This window comes from Kosmotoga arenicorallina S304, from assembly GCF_001636545.1.
Lineage (GTDB): Bacteria > Thermotogota > Thermotogae > Petrotogales > Kosmotogaceae > Kosmotoga_B > Kosmotoga_B arenicorallina.
The window spans coordinates 1-18,426 of the sequence record NZ_JFHK01000007.1; the positions used below are offsets into that span (position 1 = coordinate 1).

At 41.6% G+C, this 18,426-nt stretch carries 24 protein-coding genes and 1 tRNA gene; all 25 read right to left on the reverse strand.

Annotated elements, in window-relative coordinates; genetic code table 11:
- The coding region (locus AT15_RS05430) for a transposase (protein WP_084251530.1) at nucleotides 1-335 on the reverse strand (335 nt) is incomplete at its 3' end.
- A 170-nt stretch (nucleotides 336-505) separates the two neighbouring features.
- Nucleotides 506-1,609, reverse strand: coding sequence for a vWA domain-containing protein (locus AT15_RS05435; protein ID WP_068347201.1), 1,104 nt, complete (start codon nucleotides 1,607-1,609; stop codon nucleotides 506-508).
- A 12-nt stretch (nucleotides 1,610-1,621) separates the two neighbouring features.
- Entirely contained in the window at nucleotides 1,622-2,128 is a 507-nt protein-coding gene (locus AT15_RS05440; protein ID WP_068347204.1) for a hypothetical protein, read from the reverse strand.
- A 221-nt stretch (nucleotides 2,129-2,349) separates the two neighbouring features.
- Nucleotides 2,350-2,425 (reverse strand) — tRNA-Pro (locus AT15_RS05445).
- A 47-nt stretch (nucleotides 2,426-2,472) separates the two neighbouring features.
- A complete protein-coding gene (locus tag AT15_RS05450; protein WP_068347206.1) occupies nucleotides 2,473-2,814 on the reverse strand; it encodes a hydrogenase maturation nickel metallochaperone HypA in 342 nt (113 codons plus the stop codon).
- Nucleotides 2,815-2,828: 14 nt separating this feature from the next.
- Nucleotides 2,829-3,806, reverse strand: a complete 978-nt coding sequence (gene hypE, locus AT15_RS05455) for a hydrogenase expression/formation protein HypE (RefSeq protein ID WP_068347208.1) — start codon at nucleotides 3,804-3,806, stop codon at nucleotides 2,829-2,831.
- Nucleotides 3,807-3,844: 38 nt separating this feature from the next.
- On the reverse strand, nucleotides 3,845-4,867 hold the full coding sequence (hypD, locus tag AT15_RS05460) for a hydrogenase formation protein HypD (RefSeq protein WP_084251534.1): 1,023 nt from the start codon (nucleotides 4,865-4,867) through the stop codon (nucleotides 3,845-3,847).
- The gene (locus AT15_RS05465) at nucleotides 4,857-5,081 is read right to left on the reverse strand and encodes a HypC/HybG/HupF family hydrogenase formation chaperone (protein WP_068347212.1); all 225 of its coding nucleotides are present in this window, start codon (nucleotides 5,079-5,081) and stop codon (nucleotides 4,857-4,859) included. Before AT15_RS05465 ends, hypD begins: the two co-directional genes overlap by 11 nt.
- 4 nt (nucleotides 5,082-5,085) lie before the next feature.
- A complete protein-coding gene (hypF, locus tag AT15_RS05470; RefSeq protein WP_068347214.1) occupies nucleotides 5,086-7,320 on the reverse strand; it encodes a carbamoyltransferase HypF in 2,235 nt (744 codons plus the stop codon).
- Nucleotides 7,302-7,832, reverse strand: a complete 531-nt coding sequence (locus tag AT15_RS05475; RefSeq protein WP_153019713.1) for a hydrogenase maturation protease — start codon at nucleotides 7,830-7,832, stop codon at nucleotides 7,302-7,304. Before AT15_RS05475 ends, hypF begins: the two co-directional genes overlap by 19 nt.
- Nucleotides 7,774-8,382, reverse strand: a complete 609-nt coding sequence (locus AT15_RS05480; protein WP_068347219.1) for a 4Fe-4S dicluster domain-containing protein — start codon at nucleotides 8,380-8,382, stop codon at nucleotides 7,774-7,776. Before AT15_RS05480 ends, AT15_RS05475 begins: the two co-directional genes overlap by 59 nt.
- Nucleotides 8,363-8,722 carry a monovalent cation/H(+) antiporter subunit G gene (gene mnhG / locus AT15_RS05485; RefSeq protein WP_068347222.1) on the reverse strand — a complete coding sequence of 120 codons (360 nt, stop codon included), beginning with the start codon at nucleotides 8,720-8,722 and terminating at the stop codon, nucleotides 8,363-8,365. The genes AT15_RS05480 and mnhG overlap by 20 nt, the downstream gene beginning before the upstream one ends.
- On the reverse strand, nucleotides 8,715-9,056 hold the full coding sequence (locus AT15_RS05490; RefSeq protein WP_084251536.1) for a monovalent cation/H+ antiporter complex subunit F: 342 nt from the start codon (nucleotides 9,054-9,056) through the stop codon (nucleotides 8,715-8,717). Before AT15_RS05490 ends, mnhG begins: the two co-directional genes overlap by 8 nt.
- Nucleotides 9,053-9,556: a Na+/H+ antiporter subunit E gene (locus tag AT15_RS05495; protein WP_068347224.1), complete on the reverse strand. Its 504-nt coding sequence runs from the start codon at nucleotides 9,554-9,556 to the stop codon at nucleotides 9,053-9,055. Before AT15_RS05495 ends, AT15_RS05490 begins: the two co-directional genes overlap by 4 nt.
- A complete protein-coding gene (locus AT15_RS05500; protein WP_068347226.1) occupies nucleotides 9,556-11,010 on the reverse strand; it encodes a complex I subunit 5 family protein in 1,455 nt (484 codons plus the stop codon). Before AT15_RS05500 ends, AT15_RS05495 begins: the two co-directional genes overlap by 1 nt.
- A complete protein-coding gene (locus AT15_RS05505) occupies nucleotides 11,007-11,345 on the reverse strand; it encodes a sodium:proton antiporter (RefSeq protein ID WP_068347228.1) in 339 nt (112 codons plus the stop codon). Before AT15_RS05505 ends, AT15_RS05500 begins: the two co-directional genes overlap by 4 nt.
- A gap of 3 nt (nucleotides 11,346-11,348) precedes the next feature.
- Nucleotides 11,349-11,834 carry an MnhB domain-containing protein gene (locus tag AT15_RS05510; RefSeq protein ID WP_068347231.1) on the reverse strand — a complete coding sequence of 162 codons (486 nt, stop codon included), beginning with the start codon at nucleotides 11,832-11,834 and terminating at the stop codon, nucleotides 11,349-11,351.
- On the reverse strand, nucleotides 11,827-12,369 hold the full coding sequence (gene mbhE / locus AT15_RS05515) for a hydrogen gas-evolving membrane-bound hydrogenase subunit E (RefSeq protein WP_068347233.1): 543 nt from the start codon (nucleotides 12,367-12,369) through the stop codon (nucleotides 11,827-11,829). The genes AT15_RS05510 and mbhE overlap by 8 nt, the downstream gene beginning before the upstream one ends.
- A gap of 1 nt (nucleotide 12,370) precedes the next feature.
- On the reverse strand, nucleotides 12,371-14,161 hold the full coding sequence (locus tag AT15_RS05520) for a complex I subunit 5 family protein (RefSeq protein WP_068347235.1): 1,791 nt from the start codon (nucleotides 14,159-14,161) through the stop codon (nucleotides 12,371-12,373).
- Entirely contained in the window at nucleotides 14,146-15,354 is a 1,209-nt protein-coding gene (locus AT15_RS05525) for a hydrogenase large subunit (protein ID WP_068347237.1), read from the reverse strand. The genes AT15_RS05520 and AT15_RS05525 overlap by 16 nt, the downstream gene beginning before the upstream one ends.
- Nucleotides 15,347-15,787, reverse strand: coding sequence for an NADH-quinone oxidoreductase subunit C (locus AT15_RS05530; protein WP_068347239.1), 441 nt, complete (start codon nucleotides 15,785-15,787; stop codon nucleotides 15,347-15,349). The genes AT15_RS05525 and AT15_RS05530 overlap by 8 nt, the downstream gene beginning before the upstream one ends.
- Nucleotides 15,787-16,203, reverse strand: a complete 417-nt coding sequence (locus AT15_RS05535) for an NADH-quinone oxidoreductase subunit B family protein (protein WP_068347241.1) — start codon at nucleotides 16,201-16,203, stop codon at nucleotides 15,787-15,789. Before AT15_RS05535 ends, AT15_RS05530 begins: the two co-directional genes overlap by 1 nt.
- A gap of 2 nt (nucleotides 16,204-16,205) precedes the next feature.
- Nucleotides 16,206-17,108, reverse strand: a complete 903-nt coding sequence (locus AT15_RS05540) for a complex I subunit 1 family protein (RefSeq protein ID WP_068347243.1) — start codon at nucleotides 17,106-17,108, stop codon at nucleotides 16,206-16,208.
- Entirely contained in the window at nucleotides 17,105-17,605 is a 501-nt protein-coding gene (locus AT15_RS05545) for a 4Fe-4S dicluster domain-containing protein (RefSeq protein ID WP_068347245.1), read from the reverse strand. The genes AT15_RS05540 and AT15_RS05545 overlap by 4 nt, the downstream gene beginning before the upstream one ends.
- Nucleotides 17,602-18,423 carry an FAD/NAD(P)-binding protein gene (locus AT15_RS05550; protein WP_201029940.1) on the reverse strand — a complete coding sequence of 274 codons (822 nt, stop codon included), beginning with the start codon at nucleotides 18,421-18,423 and terminating at the stop codon, nucleotides 17,602-17,604. Before AT15_RS05550 ends, AT15_RS05545 begins: the two co-directional genes overlap by 4 nt.
- Between the last annotated feature and the right edge of the window lie 3 nt (nucleotides 18,424-18,426).

The window sequence follows — 18,426 nt, forward strand, 5'->3', positions numbered from 1 at the left end:
TCAAGTCCTTCTATATCCAAAAAGAGGTTTACAATATCTTTGTTTATCCTGTGAAGAGGCAATTCTCTTACTCTCCTGGATATAGTCTGGAATGGAGGTATGTTTTTCAAGTCCAGGAGTTCCATGTATTTGGGATTCTTTTCTAAAAAGTCCTTTGCCCTGCGATATGAGACATCGCATAGCTTCAATAAAATGGAAACTTTCAAGATGCTCTTGTCGGAATAAGCCTTTCTTCTACCTCTGCCTTGTTTGTTAACGAAGTTAGAAGGCAAAAGCTTGTCTAAGTACTCAATAATCTTTACAATATCGCTTTTTGTAAGTTCTTGTGGTACCATTTATTTGGGCCTCCTTTCTTATGTTGGGATATTTCAATGGTACCACCATTGGAATTTGGGAGGCCCACTTTTTTCGCGACACCCTATATTCAATTAAGCAGTTCATATTTAGTCATAAAGCAACAAAAAAGCGGGATACGATATCCCGCTTTTGAATTAACGCGTTATCATCAGTAAGTAACGCCAACAAGATGCTTTTGACCCTGAGTGGTATCTGGTAATTCGATATAAAGATCAAGGTTATGAGGGTCATCATATGACTTCGTCTCAAAGAATACAAGCCACGAGGAGAGTATGTATTCTGTAATTCCAATAGTTGATAGATCGGGCTCCCCCATAGGATCCTGATAAATTATCAAGCCGCCTGTGAGATCTACGATCTCTCGTGGATCACCTGGATGAGTGAAATCTGTATCACCCACAAAATAATAATCACCCGTAGAAGCAATTATATGTACTGTTGCGTAACCCAATATAGTACTTATAACGTCTGCTTTGGTGTATTTTGGATCAAAGTCATTTGACGGGGGATATGGCCAAGGAACTGTTGGTGGTTGATCGCCAGTGTAATGGCTCCAGGCATCTGTAAGCCATATGATTACCCTTTGTGAACCGGAGCGCCAGGACATGTTGTCCCAGGCAAACATTATAGCCCCATAGGCATTCTCAGGGCCATCAGCTCCCCAGCCCACATCCAGGTCTTGAGTGTAAGAGGCGGCTGTTGTTGGATCAACCAGACCAAGATAAGGCGGATCAAACCCTATGTTATCAGTTGAAGTAGGTGATGCGGGGACATAATCTCCATAGGGAACTATCCCAACTTTTACATCAAGCCCTGCGTCTTCCAAATCTTGCAAAAAGTTCATCATGCTGTTCTTAACCCCTTGAATTTCTGTTCCCATGCTCCCGGTTACATCAACCAGGAAAACTATGTCTGCTCCAATACGAACCTCGCTTTCCTTTACCATTACAAAGCCCTGAGCCTTTCCGTCTTCAAAGAGAAGAAGGTTGTCAGGAGTTAAATTGCCCGCATAATCTTTAATAACCATTCTCAGTTTTACCGGCATAGCGGTATCCACGGGGTTGATTATAGGGACGCTCACAGGGAGTCTGTCGACAGAAACAAAGATAGCAAGGTCGTTTCCCCACAGAACAGGAATTTTGACTCCTATCGGGTCAAGAGGAATTGCAAGCGGAAGAACTGGTATGATTCCACAGGAGGCCAATATGAGAGCTATAACCGAAATGATTATCAATTTAGTCATAATCTTCATCCGGATCACCTCCTAAAACTCCAGCCCTGCACCGATGTGCAGGCTGAAGACGCCGGACCAACCAATCATGTATGGCCCACCTGAAAGACCTCCAATGGTCATCACTTCTCCAAATACATTAATGAAATTCATCAACAGTAAATTGACCCCCAGTTTTACATGAAATGCCCTGTCTGAGTAGAGAATAAAGAGAGAATCTCTAAAATCGGCGAGTAGAATAAGTCCTATTCCGGCATAAAGCGAAAGATCGCTATCAAGCTGGAAATTCAATAATAAAGTTGGATCAATTTCCATTACAGAAAAGGCTGCCCAGTCAAGATATGGTATATCTGATACCGAGGCGATTGGAATAAAACCGTTCACTTCCGCTCTAAAAGTGCCATCGCCGATTTGGACGCCAATGCCAAGAATCTGCCTGTTCAACCCACCAAGCTCACTGCCTATTAAGCCATGCACGCTTAATGAAAAAGCCGCTGCAGCGAGCAGAATAACAAGCAGAATAGCAAATTTTCGCACCATACTCACACCTCCCTCAGTTCACATTGTATCAGTCGTATGTGCATATTCGAATTAAAGAGAGAAGTTAGAAGTTAACTGTTGTTGGAAGTTTTACGAAGAAACATTTTCTAATTCAGGTAATGCAAATCACAGTTTTATTTAATAAAGATAGTACAGTCGTATGTATTAAATATTAGTTATCCAAATCAAAAGAAAAACGGCGCTGATATGCGCCGTTAACCTGGTCGGGGCGACTGGACTTGAACCAGCGACCTTCTGCGCCCCATGCAGACACGCTTCCATCTGCGCTACGCCCCGCCAATTTGAATTTTAGCACAGAAGAGGGGTACTTTCAAGAGGGAGTTCTATTTATAGCTAACGGTTTTGATGTAAATCTGATCCCCATCTTTTACCCTTATAGAACCACCACATTCCGGACATCGTGTCTCAAGGTTTTTGGAAAAGAATTCCTTGCCACAGCTGCGACATTGATAATGAAGCTCATCGGTGATAAAATCGATTTCCACGTTTTTGAAGTCGGTGTTTTCTTTGATAAGGTCAAAAGCTTCTTTAATATGGCCCTTGTCAACCATTGCCAGTTTGCCAACGCCAATGGTTATTTTGCTTATATTTTTTAATTCTTCGGGTGTAATCTTACTTTCAATGTAATGCCTTATCTTCTCTGCAATGGATAGTTCATGATGCATTTCATTTCTCCCTCCTAACATATCCTCGGTGTGAGTTCCTCTACAAGCATGGGCAAAACTCGCTCAACACCATATCGATTTTTTAGCAGCACCCTCGGAATAACTCCCTTCTCACGCACATGGCCAATAAAGGAAGGATAAAAACCCAGATCACCGAGTAATTCCAGAGCTTCCCCGGTATCCCTCTCGTCGCAAAAAACCACTGCCGTTCCTTCGCAGGCAAGGTAAAGGGGATCAATGCCGAGTATTTCCGATATTGTTTTCACTCCTTCGGGAATGAGCAACATGTCTTCGTTGATTACAATGTCGCAGTTTGCGCTTGTTGCTATTTCATTGAGTATCTGGGCTACACCACCACGGGTAGCATCCCTCATGGCTTTAACATTAAAGCGTTTGACAATTTCAAGAAGAGGGATAAGCGTTCGGCAATCTGAATGGAAGTTAAATTCAAACCCTTTTCTTAATGCCATGATCGTTGCGCCATGGAGACCTATTGGCCCTGTTACTATCACTGCGTCTCCAGGCTCGATATTGTAAACACTCAACGGCTTTCCAACGCTTTTTCCGAAACATGTGGTGTTGATTATTAAGCCATCAACGCTTCCTTTGTTCATGATTTTGGTATCCCCACAGAGCACTTTTAGATTGTTTCCTCTTAATTCGCTGTCAATAGAACTGATAACTTTTTCAAAAGAGTCAAGCGGAAAGCCTTCTTCCAGAATAATCGAAAGCGTCATGTAAATGGGTTCTGCACCTAACATAACAACATCGTTTACGCTCCCTGTAACTGCTAACTTCCCTATGTCGCCACCCGGAAAGAAAAGAGGGTAAATCGTGAAACTGTCGGTACTGACAACATCGACTGATTTCATTATTATGCCGGCATCTTCTTCCATTGAAACCACCGAACCGTTCAGATGTTCCTCAATAAACCTCAGGAGTTCTATCTGGCGTTTGCCACTATTATGGTGTATCGTTATCGTTCCTTTCATAATATCCCCCCACAATGAATGAATACATATCAAAAATTCTATGCATGAATCTCATTCCTGTATAAGAAAGCAGCGTGGCAAGATCCTTCAGAGGAAACCATACATGGTCCCATAGGCCTTTCCGGGTTACAGCTTACTCCAAAGAATTCACAATTTTCAGGATCGAGTTTTCCTTTGAGCACCTGTCCACAAGGGCATTGATCTTTTGAGGATATTTTACTCAATTCAGGATATATTTGCAAAGCGTTTATAACACTGTTTTCTGATTTTAACTTAAAGCCCGAATCTGGAATAACCCCAAGCCCTCTCCATTCCGCATTGGATGCCCTAAAAACACTTTTCAACATTTCAATAGCCAGAGGGTTTCCATCAGGCTTAACAGTGGAATAATATGCGTTAAAAACACCCGAAATACCTGAACTAAGCATTTCATACATCTTTTCAAGGGCAAAAACAAGCAATTCCCTTGTGAATCCAGCTATTACAAAAGGTTTCTCGAACTTTTCAGAAAGTTTTTTGAAAGGCAATTCTCCTATGATTGTTGCAACATGCCCCGGGCACAGAAATCCATCTATCGCACAATCTGGATCTTCTAAAAGCGCTTCTATTGCTGGCGGAATGCGCTTTAAGAGATTGAATATATAGAGATTTTCAATGGACGCGCTTTCGATTTCTTTGATCAAACTTGCTACAAGTGGGGCTGTTGTTTCAAAGCCTATTGCAGCAAAGACAGCTCCTTCAGTGGGATCTTTCCTCATATCTTCGATAATATCGATGGGATTATAAACTTCCCTCACATCCGCCCCAAGTGCTTTCTTTTCTCTCAAAGTTCCAGAGGTTCCCGGGACTTTCATCAAATCGCCAAAAGTGTATATGCGAATTCCAAGATCGCACAGATATATCAGCCTGTCGATATCGCTTTGTGAGGTAACACAAACAGGGCACCCGGGTCCGCTTATCAATTTCATCTTATTTCGATAGACTTCTCTCAAACCATATTGCATAAGAGCATGGGTATGCGTACCACAAACTTCCATGACATTGAACAGTCTATTTCCCAAGATATTCTCCCAGCCTTTCCGCCGCTTTTTCTATTTCCATTGCCGAATCAACATCTACCTTCTGGATAGCAAAACCCGCATGAACGAGCACATAATCTCCCCTCTTCAAATCTTTTATAAGTCTCACATCAATTTCCAGCTTTACGCCAGATTTTTCCGCTAACGCTTTGTTACCCTTTATCTCAATTATTTTGAGTGGTACAGCCAGGCACATATCATCACCCCGATTCATTTTCATTCATCAAATAGAAATATCCTTGCCCCAGGGCAATCCCTTCATCACCTGGTGAAACATGCTCATTTACATACACCATAAAACCGGATTCCTTGAGGGCTTTTAAACACATTGACAGAAGAAGACTGTTTTGGAAAACACCGCCAGATAGGCATACATTATTTTCTCCATTTTCTTCCCTTATCTTTTTGCAGAGCTCAAGCACTGCTTTTGATAGCATCTTATGAAAGGCACATGCAAGCTCTTCGATTGATGCTCCATTCCCTCTTTTCAAGGCTATGATTTTTTCAATACCATTTCTCAAATCTATTTCCCACGAATTTTCTCTCCTGGCAAGCTCAAAGGGAAGCTCAATACTGCATGGCATTGCTGAAATCGCTATACTTTCAAGTTTCATGGCTGCTTCAGCTTCATATGTATTGTAATTGCATATGTCCAGAAGAGAAGAAACTGCATCGAACAACCTGCCAGCAGATGTCGTTAACACTTCAGCTGCTCCTATCATTTTTATTACATCCTCCGTCAAAGGTTCGCCTATATCATGGAGATACGACTCAGCCATTAAGCCTGGAAATCTGGCTGCCTTTTCGCCTCCTGGCATTAAAACCTGTCTTAAATGGCCTTTCCTTTTCCAGTTTGCACCTTTGATCAGAAAAAATTCCCCTCCCCAGACCGTTCCGTCAGTGCCGTAGCCGGTCCCATCAAAGGAAACACCTATACAATTTTTCAACCCGTGTTCAGCCATTACGCTGTAAACATGAGCAATATGATGTTGGCATTCAACAAGTTTCGCTCCCTTTTTTTGTGCTATAAATTCGCCCAGCAATTTAGAGAAGTATTCAGGATGCTTATCAACCACAACAACGTCTGGTTTAAGGTCAAAAAGTTTTTCAAACCTCTCGGCCATCAAAAGGTACTGATCTTGATTTAATTTGAACTGAAGATCTCCAAAGTACTGCGAAGGATAAAACAAATCCCCTTTTATATAGCCAAAAACTGCTTTCAAATCAGCTCCAGCGCAAAAAATCTTCGAAGAGGAGTAATAAGGAAGTGATATCACTTCAGGCACAAAGCCCCGGGACCTCCTTATAAAAACTTTTTTTCCATCGATTACTTTCAGAACAGAATCATCGCAGCGATTTAGAATTTTTCTATCATGGAGGAGCAAAGCGTCACATATTCTGCTGAGTTTTTCCCTGGCCTCGCTGTTGCCTGCACAAAGCATTTCACCGGAAAGGTTCCCGCTTGTCGCGACCAATACCGGGAATTCCTGAAGAAGTAGATAATGTATCCCCGTGTAAGGAAGCATCACACCGATCCGATCGATTTCCGGTGCAACAAACCTGAAGGCATCTCCTTTTTTCTTCAAAAGGACTATGGGTCTGGCAGGTGACAGCAACAGTTCTTCCTCCTGTGAAGATATTTCGGCAAATTCCTTAACGGTTTCCAGGTCTTTTGCCATCAAGGCAAAGGGTTTAAAAGGTCGCTCTTTCAGTTCTCTCAGCTTTTTTACCGCTTTTTCGTTGCAGGGGTCACATACCAGGTGAAATCCTCCTATACCTTTAACGGCAAGGATTTTTCCTTTATAAATGAGCTCTTTTGCTTTTTGAATAACATTTTCAGAAATTTGCTTTTCCTCTTTAGTCTCAAGCCAATAGTGAGGTCCACACCTATCGCAGCAATTTGTTTGCGCGTGGTATCTTCTATCTGAGATGCAAGTGTATTCTGTCTGGCATTCAGGGCACATCTGGAAGTCTTTCATGGTGGTATAAGGCCTATCATAGGGAATACTTCCTATTATGCTGAAACGAGGGCCGCAGTGGCTACAGCTTATGAATGGATAAAGATATCTTCTGTCCTCAGGGTCAAACATCTCTCGCAAACAATCATCACAAAGGGCAATATCCGGGGGAATTAATGCAGTTATTTCGCCGCTTTTTTTGCTTGGCTTTATAACAAATCCATGATGAATTCCATTTTCCCTTCGAATTTTTCTTATACTTGTTTCAATAATCCTCGATGGTGCTGGCTTTTCCGCATGCAGCCTATCAAGAAAAATTTCAAGCGTTTTTTCATCGCAAAAGAGGCCAATTTCAACCCCTGCTTCACAATTTTCAACGTATCCATCAAGGCTTAGTTCTTTCGCAAGCCTTGCTACAAAAGGCCTGAAACCAACTCCCTGGACAATCCCTCTGATTTTTAATCTGTATTCTTGCATGCCTTTTCAAATCTCCTGAAAATAAAATCTGCGCGCCCTTTTGCTTTTTTAGTTAGCTCAACTCCCACTTCCAGCTTCTCCGGTTTTATGCCTATCAGGAAAAACCTGACCTGTCTGCGGGATTTTAGATATTTTATGAATGTGGAAATGCCAAAGGTGTGCGTGGAAAAGCTGAAGTCTTTTATCTCGTCTTCACAAAATATCCTGACTTCTTCACTCATTCCCTGAACAGAGTCTATAAAAACGATAATTCTTGATTTAGAGTTGAGAAGCTTTCCGAGGTAGTTTTCAGGATTTCGATAACATTTGAGCAAATTCCAATGTGGAGGGAGTTCAAGTTGTTCAAGCAGTTCTATGAGATAAACGCCAACATTATCGTCACTTCGCATGGGATTACCGAGTCCCACTAAGAGAGCTTCTTTATCAATCAAATACTCAAGAAATAATGAAAGCTCATTTGAAGGCATCCTCGACGACGACGAGGTGTCTGCATTTTGGGCAAAGTAATTCAAAATGGTCCTCCCTCCTGACTATCTCTTTTGGCTGGATTTTCGCAGGTTTATTACCCAGCTCAGATTGTCGGATTAACATAAGGTTAGGGTGACCATATGTATAAGGGCCTAACTTCTTAATGAGCCATTTCAAGTGGTCAACCGTTGCTATAACCGTGCCACATTTTTCACAGCGAACGAGTTTCTTCTCCACAATGTTATAATTAACTTCATCAGTTCGATCCAAGCTTGCTGTTACATAATCGTTCGTTAATGCTATACCACCATCTGTTATACACTTTTCTTCACATTGACCGCAGTATATGCAATCAGTATATCGCACAGTTAAAATTCTAACCCCTCTTCTAAGATCATCTTTGAGCTCTATAGCCTTTGCAGGGCATACTTGAGCACACGCTCCGCAGCCAATACAGATTTCGTCATTGTACCTTGGTTTTCCACGAAATTCTTCAGGAGCTTCATAAGTAGTAAAGGGATAAGTTGTCGTAAACCTTTTTGAAAGCACATTAGTGATTGCCTCTTTTAATTCCCTAAGCTTTGGTGCTTTCATCTTTTTCACTTCCCTTCAGTTCATCAGCATAAAGATCGACAACCGTTTCCTTCGCTGGTTTGACACCACTTCTATAAGCTGCTCTCGATATGGCATGGGCAGCAACTGGTGAAGTTAGCAAAATGAATATCATACAGACAAGTGCTTTCAATCCGCCTGAAGCGAAGCCTTCAATAATAAATACTCCAAAGAGTATCCCTGCTGAGCCAAAGGTGACACATTTTGTTGCCGCCTGCAACCTGTTGTAAACGTCGGGCAGTCTGACAAGCCCCAAAGCACCAAAGAAATCAAAGGCTATTCCGAAAATAATGAAACCATACCCTATAATTTCCCTAATCATCCATATGCCTCCCTTCCAGAAACTTAGCTAAGGCGAGGGAGACTATAAAGCTCTGTAATGCCCAGGCCATGGCTATATCAAGAAAGAAAGAAGCGCCTGTAACCAGGAAAACCAGAGCTAAAAGACCCACAATTATAATGCCAAAAATATCTACAGCAACAACTCTATCAGCTGCTGAGGGGCCAAAAATAACCCTGAATATAACCATCAGTGTGCACATTAAAAGGATATTTATTAGCCTCACCAGAAATCCCACTTCGATAACAGCGAAGTTGAACACGATAAATACTATAACAAGAAGAAGCCCTATGAACCATCTAAGAGTCCTGCTCACCTCATAAACCTCCTCAAAATAGGTTCAAAGCGCCCTGCAATGGCTTCGGTACAACCCTTTATTTCGGGTGTTTCAACCTGAATCCAATGAATTATCAACTCTCCCTTATCCTTGAACACATCAACCGTCAATGTCCCTGGTGTAAGCGTTATAGAATTTGCGAGCACAGTAATTGAAGAATCTTCTTTCAATTCTGTCTTTACCTTCACAAAACCCGGTTTGATCGGCGCTTCAGGATGTATAACGATCATAGCCACATGAAAATTTGCTTTGAGCATTTCCCAGAAAAGGATCATTATGTAAACAAGAAAGTACAAAATGCCTTTTAGCACAACGCTCTTTCCCGTATTCAAGAACACATCCCCAACTATTAAAGCAACGAAGAATGATGCGACAAGAGCAAAAACAAGCTCCTGAAAACTAAAGGGCAAGGTAATTAAAATCCACACTATAAAGCTGAGTATAAATACAATTATTCTGCTTTTCGTTTTAATATTCACTAATTACCACCTGCCATGAAAAGCTGGCTGTAAGCTTCTCTATTTATCACACAATCTACAACTTTATCCAATGTGATTTCTCTGATTGAAGGAATAAAAAGAATTGCTGTAACAAGGGTTAACAAACTCATGATTATCAGTGTTGATTTCATGGACAAAGGTATTTTGGCGTCTCCTGTTGAGGGGAAGGCTTTTTTCAGCATTTTCAGATAATAAGTAAGGGTAACAACACTTACAGCAAGGGCTATGAGAGCATAAATGTATTTTCCGGTATAAATAGCAGCCATTATTATCACCAATTTGCTGAAGAAGCCCCCAAAGGGAGGCACACCGGAAATTCCCATTGAAGCCATAAGTGTTGACACATATACTGTTTTGTTGCTCTTACCAGTCATTTTTTCCAGATCCCTTGTGCCTTCTGCCATTTCTATTGCTCCTGCATCAAGGAAAAGCGTTCCTTTTAGTACCGCATGGTTCAACATGTGATAAATTGCCCCGAGAATTCCGAGGGGCGTTCCCAGCCCCAGTGCAAAAACTATATAACCCATCTGGCTGACGCTGCTAAAGCCCAGCATTCTCTTAATGTCACTTTGCCCAAAAGCCATAATTGCGCCAATAATCATTGTTATGGAACCGATTACGAGCAATGATCCAAGAACCAGATCACTCCTTTGGAAAACCATAAAGAAAACTCTTATCATTGCATACGCGCCAAGCACCTTTATTAAAACTCCAGAAAGCATTGCCGATACAGGAGAAGGTGCTGAAGGATGAGCATCTGGCAGCCATGAATGGAATGGGAACATTGATGCTTTTAAGCCAAAGCCTGTAAGAAATAGCCCATAGGCAAGATATAATACAGGTATATCAGCACTCTTTATTGAAATCTGCATAAGTGTAAGAGAGGAAGTCGCACTATAAACACAGCCTATCCCGAATAGAATTATTGTGGATGATATAGAACCAAGTATGGCGTATTTGAAAGCCGCCTCATAATGTTCGGCTTCTCCCTGAAAAGCGACAAGGGCATAAGTCGCTATCAGTGAAACTTCCATGAAAACAAACAGATTGAAAAGGTCTCCCGTAACAGTGACACCATTTAAACCGGCAATTAAAAGCATCAAAAGTGCATAATAGTTGCTCAGTGAGCGAAAACGCTTCATGTAACCTATTGAGTACAACGTACTTAAAAAAGCTATCAATGAAACTAAAAATAACACGAAAGCTGATAAACTGTCGATAACCAACGAAATCGTATAGGGAATTTTCCATCCCGAAAGCTGATAAACGATAGTGCCTGAGGAGTCGATCAAAGCAAAAAGCAGTATTGAGAGAAACAGCAACAGAGATGTCGCTATTAGCGCAACGAGTTCTGCGAACTTACTTCTCTTTCCGCTCATGGCGAGCACAAAACCTGATAACAATGGAATTATAACGAAATAGGAAGCAATCACCCCTTAAGCCTCCTCACTTTGCGCACATCAAGTGTGCCGTAGTGTTTGTAAATATTTACCGCCAGTGCAACTAACAAGGCAGTAGTACCCAATTCAATAACAATAGATGTCAATACCAGTGCTTGTGGAAGCGGATCTACCATCATACCTGGGTCTTTTCCGGGCAACAGTATGGGAAAGGTTCCACCTGACCTGTAAGCAATCAATATAAGAAATAGATTCACTGCATATCCCATAATCCCGGAACCCAATATTATCTTCACGATATTAGCCTTAGTGAGCACTCCATAAAGTCCTACAAGAAAAAGGATAAAGGATAGGAGATACAAGCCCATAACTCATTCCTCCTCCTTTTTTTCGTTTTTGCTTTCATTAACTTCAGTATTTTTTCCATGCTCATAAAGGTTAAGAGCCACGAAAACGAGGAAAATAGCCGCTCCAACCTTTAACATGATAGCGAAATTCAAAATCGGAATGGTGCCGGCGCTAAAAAGATCGAACAACCTTCCCTTTGGAAGAAAATTACTTAAAAATGGCAAGCCTGCAAAAAAAGCCGCGATTCCCACCGCCAGAAATAGTAAGGCACCGGTGGAATCAAGCCTATGTAGTAAAGCTTTTCCGGGAACCCCGGTAGGGCTTCTCTTTCCGAAGGCCAATCTTATGTGTATTAAGGAAAGAGCAACAACCAAACCTCCCACAAATCCACCACCTGGAGTTAAGTGCCCATGTATCATCAGAAAAATACCATACAACAATATCAACCAAACTGTAAAACGCGTTATGGTTTTGACTATCAAAGTCATCCCTGAATGTCTTTCAGCCATTGGAATCACCTTCGTGTTTTTTTCTCTTGCTGAGTAAAGTTACAGCTCCAAGAATTGATACAAATATCACCGTCGCTTCCCCGAGTGTGTCATAGGCTCTGTAATCCAGAATGACTGAAGTTACCAGATTCGCTGAACCGGTGTCAGCCGACCCTTCAGAGAGGTATTTCTCTGAAACTTCAAGGAGCGGCTTCCCGAACTCCGGCAAAGCGGAAAACAGCGGAATAATCATTATTGTCGCGAGAATTAGAAGTAGCAATTTAGAGAACAGCAAAAATCTTCCTTCTCTTTCTTTTTCAAGCCTTTCACCGGTGGCTTTTAACAGCATAATCAAGATAATCACAGCAACTATTTCATAGACAAACTGAACAAGCGCGAGATCGGGCGCCTGTAAGAAAATAAAAGCCACTGCTAACGCCAGACCTGTTACACCTACCGATACTATGGAAGATAGCAGGTCCTTCAATTCAAGAGCTACAATGGAAGCAAAGATCATGAAAGAAACTATAAAGTACAGCCAGCCTTCAACGGGCATATCAACCACCCCTCAGGAATATTAAGAGAAAAGCTAAGAACCCAATCACAACCCATACACTGTAAAAAGACAATTCGCCTGTATGAAGCAATTTCAATGGTGCAACAGCAGCTTTTATCCCTGCCTTAAGCTGTGCATAAACATCAAAATACCCTTTCTCAGCACCATTGTAAATGGCCTTTAATGGTTTCATATTTCGTATATCGTTAAAAAAACCTGTGCCTGAGACCCTGAATTTCATAGTATCCTTTTGCCCTCCGACAAAAGCATCGTCTACTCTCACTTTTCGGAAGATGAAATATATCATAGCACCAAAGACAAAAGATAAAACAATCAAACCTAAAAGCTGTGTCGCCGAAAGAAAGCCTGCACTACTTTCAAAATTCATACCAAGGCTCTTCTCAATCAGTGGCAATGGGAAAAACTTCCAGCCTATACCTATAAGCAAACACAGGGAAGCGTTTATTAGCAAGGCGGTCAATTTTGCTGAAGAAGCTTCCCTGGTATTTTTAGTTTTCTCTGTGGTTTTCCCAAGGAAGATAGAATAATTCAGTTTCATGAAACTTGCCAAGGTTAGCGCACTTCCAAAAAGGGCCATTATGAGAAAGAGTGCGTACAGTATTCTATAGCCATAAAGGCTTTGAGCCATTGCTATCAAAACTCCCTGATAAACAAGCCATTTTGATACAAAACCATTTGTCAGCGGTATCCCAGAAATAGAGAGTGAACAAACCAGCATGCCTGAAAAAGTTAGCGGTGTTCGTCTTGCCATTCCGCCAAGTTCAGCTAATTCAACTGTACCTGCCGAGCTTTCCACATTTCCAGCAGCCATGAACAATCCCGACTTATAAATTGAGTGATTTACAGTATGCAGTAATCCGCCAATTATTCCAACAGGGTTTCCGGTAGCTATACCAAGCACCATGTAACCTACCTGACTCACTGCATGATAGCCAAGAAGCTTACGTGCATTGTGCTGAATCAAAGCCATCATGACAGCTATGATTATGGTAAAGGCTCCTATACCCGCTATGACAATTCTCAAATTTTGTGGCATGACGCTGTGTTCCAGGAACAATCTCGCAAGCAAATAGATCCCGAGGATCTTATCCAGAGAAGCGGGAAGAATAAAGGCAGATTCAACAGGTGCTTTTTCGCAGTATTCGGGTATCCATGTGTGCAATGGAAAAGCTCCCGCCTTCGCGAAAGAAGCCAGCGCAATAAAGCTCAAAGCCGTAATCTTCCATGGGTCGAACTCTCCATTTGAGGAACCAATCAAATTGGTATTTGAATATCCTAAAAGGAAAAACGCAAAAATTAATAGCGAATCAGATATTCCGGATATAATGAGCGTTTTTTTAGCAACGCCGAAGGCATTTTTAAAAGAAAGTGCAAAGAGATAAAGCATCAAACCTGCAAGGCCCCAGAATATCAGAAAAGCAATTGCATTTTGTGTCATCAAGGCCCCATTGACAAAAGACATAGTCATTATGAAATATACGTGGAATTTGAGTTTTTCGCTTTTTAAGAGGTAAATAGAAAATGCAAGGCCCAGTATATTGGCAAAAAGCAATGCAAAATAAGAAAGACCATCAAGGGAAAAGACCCCTTCACCATCCAATCCAGTCGTAAGAGGCAGATAGCCCCAAAGGATAAAGGAAGAAACCAAAAGGTATGAACAGGTAATGATATTAAGCCATCTCGCAACTTTCCAGTTTGTGCCACTGTCCATAAGTGCTGTTATCAGTGGTATGATGACCATAAAAGATAGAACATTCACAAAAGCTTCCATAATTCGCTCTCCCCTAACTCATCAATGAGTTTATCGGTTTTCCTTTGCGACAGTTCAAGTAAATTCTGGGCAATTTCCCTGCCTTTTTTGTCAAAAAGCTTTACAGATCTCTCCGTACAACAATAACAGGGATCAACCGATGCCAGCGTTATCATCACATCGGAGAGGTTCAATCCCGGACAGCTGACTTCGTAAGTTGGAATATTAACATAGCTCGGAGCTCTTATTTTATGCCTGACAGGACGGTTTGATCCATCTGAGCGTATGTAATGAAACACTTCACCTCTTGGAGCTTCATGTCTGCCAATTCCTTCGCCAGCAGGTATTTCAGCAATATCATTAAATATCGGCCCTGGAACTTTTCTCAAGCGTTCAATGATCTGTCTTATCATTTTTATGCTTTCAAACATCTCGAGTATTCTTACAACCGTTTTGGCAAAAACATCGCCCTCTTCACGGACAATTATGTCAAAATCCAGCAAATCGTAAGCCGCATATGGCTCGTCTTTCCTCACATCAATGGCAACTCCGGATGCTCTGGCTGTGGGTCCAACCGCACAATAGTTGATTGCATCTTCCTTTGTTAAAACACCAACACCACATAACCTGCTTTTAAGCACCGGATCATCCATAGCTGCTTTTGTAACCATACTCAACTTCTTTTCGAGCATGTCCATAACCTCGTTGACCCGTGCATTCAAAGATGTATCATAGTCTTTTCGAACTCCACCAACACGAAAAATTCCATAATGATTCCTGTTTCCGGTAATTAGCTCGATGACTTCAAGAACGGGTTCTCTGTATTTCCATGCCCACATCCAGAGTGTATCGTAACCAATAAAATGCCCTGCAAGACCAAGCCATAGCAAATGGCTGTGGACGCGTTCGAGCTCTCCTATCAAAGATCTTATATACCTTGCCCTCAAAGGGATTTCTACTTCACCAATATCTTCCAGTGCATTCACACAGGCAAAAGGGTGCGACGCAGAGCAAATGCCGCAAATCCTTTCAACAAGAAATATTGTCTGGTCAAAAGTGTTGCTCTCGGAAAGTTTTTCAATAGCTCTATGCATCCATCCGGTTTCCATTTCGATTTCTTTCACTGTCTCTCCATCAAGAGCTATCTTGAAGTATTCAGCTTCCTCCAAAAGAGGGTGAAAGGGACCAACCGGTAAATTGAAATCTTCACTCATGCTCTCGCCTCTTTACTCTAAGTGGATTCTTTGGAATTTTCGGGTTATTCTCAAGAAGCAACGGTTTAGGCACAGGATGATCTATGAAAACAACTCCAAAAAGGTCTCCAATTTCCCTTTCAATCCATTTTGCGCCGGCTATATTGTTCGAAATTGAAGGGACTTCCGGACTATCAAGAGGTACAAATACTTTCGGGCAGTAATATGTTCCACTTCTATCATCTGAAAAGTGGTAAACAAGTTCGAATCCTTCGTAGTTCTCAATAGCAGAAATTGTTGAAAGCCTTAGTCCCTTCCTAAAAAGATATTCTGCTACTTCAACGATGTCTTCAGGCATTACTTTAAAATAGATACGCTTCTTTTTGGAAAGAAGTATTTTGATTTTCTCCCTGAGCCTATTCAATATATCATTCTTGCTCTCCTCAGGATTCATCACTCTAACCTCCCCAGTAACTTTAACAACCCCTCTATCATTGTTTCTGGCTTTGGAGGGCACCCGGGAATATAAAGATTTACAGGAATAAGCTCATCCAGTGGTCCACATCGCGAGTAACTATCTTTGAATGTTGCACCGCCGATTGGGCAAGTTCCCACAGCTACAACAAAAACAGGTTTTGGCGCTTGATTATAAACCCTGACAACCCTTTCGGCGACTTTACATCCTCCCACACCTGTTATTAAAAGCACATCGGCATGTCTTATCGAGCCAACGAGCTTTATTCCAAAGCGTTCCAGATCATAGCCAGGTGTCAATAAATCAAGCACCTCTATATCACAGTTATTACAGGGAGAAGCGCTCATGTGAAATACCCATAAAGACTTTTTCAAAATCCTGTTATATACACCCATATTCAACCTCCGAAAAGGGCGAGAACGAGTGCGATCAATGCTAATGGTGATAAAACCTTCCAGAAAAAGTTCAACATTTTGTCTATGGTCACCCTCGGATTTACATTTTTCATTATTACCAAAATTATCAATGTTATAAGGTAAAAAAGAACGCTTAAGAGTATTCCAACTAATCCCTTGCCTATGCCGAAAAAGAGAACGCTTAAAAACAAGGGGTATATGAAGAATTCCATAGCTTTGGTTAGTTTCCATATTCCGAGTAAAACACCTGAATACTCTATTTCAACACCGCCAGCAAGCTCCGTTTCGGCTTCAGGCAAGTCAAATGGCTGTAAAGCAAGCTTTGCCTGGATGCACATTAACCCGAGAATATATGCAATTACACCGGAAAGAGAAGTAATGGCAGAAGTATTCAACACTGCTTCAAGTCTGAATGAAAATCCTGATTTTACAACAGGTACAAGTACCACCATAACAAAAACCAGCTCATCGGCAAGAAGCATCTTTATCTCTCTGGAAGCACCTATTGCGGCATAAACGTTAGCAGAAGCGGAAGCTCCAAGAAAAATCCCCGTGGAAACCAGAGAGCTTAGATAAAGCAACAAAATCAAATCTCCAGCAATTTCAAGCTTTAGAAAAACAGCACTTCCCAGAATCGTAGCAAAGGCTACAACCGAGGCAAAAGCAATTAACGGAGAAATTGAGTACATAATGCCTGCCGAATCAGCTGGAACTATACTTTCTTTGCCAAGCAGTTTGAAAAAGTCAATGAAATTCTGATACCAGGGTGGTCCTACCCTGTGCTGGAAGAGGGCGCTTAGCTTTCTTTCTATCCACCATGCTATCATCCCGCAAAATGCCGTAAAAACAAGCCCGGGAAATAAAAGAGTATATATGGCTATCAAAGAACCTTCCCCTCCTTATATCTCCAGTGATGGGTTTTAACAGCCAGGTACTTGCCTACAAAATACAACCCGCTGGAAGGATCTTCTTCATCTAGTTCCACCAAAGAAATTTCTCCGTTTTTAGAAGTTTTTACGCAGAGAGGTATATATTCCTGATTTTTCATTCTTTGCGAAACGCAATAATCACAGTGGTCAGCTACAAAGTTAATTGTTTCGGGAAAAAGAGTACCGAAAGGACATGCCAGAACACATGATTTGCAACCAACGCAAAGAAGATTAGCCCTTTTAACAGTACCGTCCGGTAGTCTTTTTAATGCGTCGCGTGGGCAGGCTTTGACACAATGAGCTTCCGGGCATTGGCGACAATACAACGCAAACTCTGCAATTTCTACAAGAGGAAGCAAACCATTATTTTTGCTATGATACAGATATTCGCATTGGATGTGCTGAGCAGGTTCTGATAGGAGTTTTTCAATGTCTATCAATAATCTTTTCATGCCCAGATCGCCTCCGGGTTCTCAAACTGGTCATAGGTAAAGACAGGCCCATCTTTGCAAACAAAATAATGTTCAATGGTACAATGCCTGCAAAGTCCAACACCACAATACATCTTGCTTTCCATTGACAAATACAGGTTTGAAGGCTTTATTCCTTTTTCGAGCAAACTCAAAGAAGTAAATTTCATCATAATAGGTGGGCCACAAACAGCTGCCACCGTGTTTTCTACATCAAATTCCAATGGTTTTAAAAGAGTTGTTACTACACCCACATTACCGGACCATTTCTGACCTTTGGGAACTTTGTCCACAGATAAATGCAGTTTTACTCCCCTGATCTTTGCCCACTCTTTCAATTGCTCTTTGTATATGAGATCTTCTGGGGACCTTGCCCCAAAACAGACCGTGATCCCTTTATAACGCTCAATATCATGCACAAGAGTGAGGAACAGAGACCTCAATGGAGCAAGGCCAACACCTCCACCCACGATCAAAACATGTTTCCCTTCAAATTTTTCGAGAGGATAACCGTTTCCATAAGGCCCTCTTAAAATCACCTCCGAGCCTTCAGTGATTCTGTGTATTTTTTCCGTCATATAACCTGTCTTCATTATCGTTATTTCTATGGGATTTTTTGTGTAATGTGAGCAAGATGGCGTGAAGGGCCCTTCACCTACCCCGGGTAATCCAACTTCAACAAATTGTCCGGTCTTGAATTCAAAATCGCCTCCACAATCAAGAACAAAGGTTTTGATTGTCGGGGATTCGGTAATTACTTTCACCAATTTTGTGCGTATCGATTCAAATGCATTCACCACAAG